The sequence below is a fragment of the Streptomyces sp. NPDC054783 genome (assembly GCF_053611725.1).
In genome coordinates, this window is the sequence record NZ_JBSHAY010000099.1 from 1 (window position 1) to 1,734 (window position 1,734).

Consider the following 1,734-nt stretch of genomic DNA (forward strand, 5'->3'; position numbering starts at 1 on the left):
CCTCCAGATACTCCTCGCGGTCTGGACCGGCGCCTGCCCCACCTGTCACCGCAACATGCCAGAGCCGATACGAACCTGACCAAGCACTACTAGTGCTGTGACCGCGAAGGTTCACCGGGTTGGGTCGTACTGATGGCTCCGTACACCAGTACAGTCGGCGCACTGAAGGAGCAGAGGAGCCCCGGTGCGTGGAAGAGACAGCAACGCTGATGGCAACGGCCAGCGGGCCGTGGCCATCAGATGGATACAGGTCGTGCTGTTCGGAGTCGTTGTCCTGCTGGTCGGATTCCGTATCTGGGAGCGAGATCACGGCAATGGTTCGAGCTCGATCGTGTTCGGGCTGATGGCCGCATCGGCACTGTCCATCGGCGTGCTGGAACGCTATCGGGCTAACGCCGCCAAACGAGCTCGGTGACTCACCTTCCAGCTGGCTCAGGCCGCCGCTGACAGGGGCCGACCGCCCCAGCGGATGCCTTTCTCACTGCGAATGCGGGCGCGTTCACGTCGTTCGGCGGCCAGGACGTCGCGGTGGCGGGCGTTGGCGTTGCGCCAGCGCAGGTAGGCGTGCAGGGCCCGGGTCTGCACAGGGTGGTTGGGGTGGTTGGAGTTGGCGAGGGTGAACTGCCGCAGCGGTCCGAAGTGAGCCTCGATCGGGTTCGCCCACGAGGCGTAGGTCGGGGTGAAGCACAACTCGACCTTGTTCTTCTTCGCCCAGCGGCGGATGTCGGCGCCCTTGTGGGCGGACAAGTTGTCCAGGATCACGTAGATCGGTGCACCGTCCGGGCGGGCGGCACGGATCGACTTCAGCGCGGCCAACGTGTTGGCGGCACCCTTTCTGCGGCGATTGACGCCCCACAGAGTGTCATCGCCGACCGAGTAGCAGCCATGGAAGTAGCGCACTCCATGGGTGCGGTGATAGGTGGCGGGCAGCCTGTCGGGACGGCCCTGTTCGGCCCAGCCGGATCCCGCGGTGGGACGGATGCCGAGCGGGCCGAACTCGTCGAAGGCAAAGACCCGGTCCGGGAAGCGGTCCAGCACGTGCTCGATCCGGTCGAGTTTGGTCTCGCGTTCTGGGTCCGGGGATTCCTTCCAGGTCTTGGTGCGCTGGAAGGTGATGCCGTGGCGGGCGAGCAGGCAGCGTAATGCCTCGCGGCCGATGCGGATGATCCGGCCGTGGACTTTGCGCAGGTAGGCGACCAGCTTGCGCAGTGACCAGCGGGTGAAGGACTGGCCGAGCTTGACCGGTCGGGTGGTGGACGTCGCCACGACGAAGTCCTCGTCGTCAGGGGTGAGCAGGCGGGGACGGCCTCCCGCCCACTTAGGGTCCAGGCAGGCCAGGCCGATCTCGTTGAAGCGGTGGATCACGTCCCGGACGGTGTCCTCGTCGGCCTGCACCAGCTGGGCCATCACCGGCACCCGGTTCCCGCCGGCCGAGGCCAGCAGCATCATCGCGCGCCGATATCGCACCGAACTCGTGCTGCCCCGGCGCACGATCTGCTGCAGCCGCTGCCCCTCCTGGTCGGTCAGTCTGCGCACACGGACAGGCTCGGCCACCGCGCCTCCAGCGGTCGGATCGGACGTCACCGCACATCCAACCGCCACAACTGCCAACCCGGCGAACCTATGCGGTCACAGCACTAGCAGCCGACGCACGGTCGCATCCCGCGAGGTGCCCTGTCTGGCCATGACCGCGGTCAGCGCATCGAAGGCGCACGGCGGGAGCCGGACGTTGGT

General features: G+C 66.9%; 2 protein-coding genes. One reads left to right on the forward strand and one right to left on the reverse strand.

Going from position 1 to position 1,734, the window contains the following annotated elements; translation table 11 throughout:
* Positions 1–184 precede the first annotated feature (184 nt).
* Positions 185–415 carry a hypothetical protein gene (locus ACWGJ5_RS46505; protein ID WP_453315633.1) on the forward strand — a complete coding sequence of 77 codons (231 nt, stop codon included), beginning with the start codon at positions 185–187 and terminating at the stop codon, positions 413–415.
* 17 nt (positions 416–432) lie between these two features.
* Here the strand turns inward: ACWGJ5_RS46505 and ACWGJ5_RS46510 are convergent, their stop codons facing one another.
* Positions 433–1,554, reverse strand: a complete 1,122-nt coding sequence (locus ACWGJ5_RS46510; protein WP_453315634.1) for an IS630 family transposase — start codon at positions 1,552–1,554, stop codon at positions 433–435.
* Positions 1,555–1,734 lie beyond the last annotated feature (180 nt).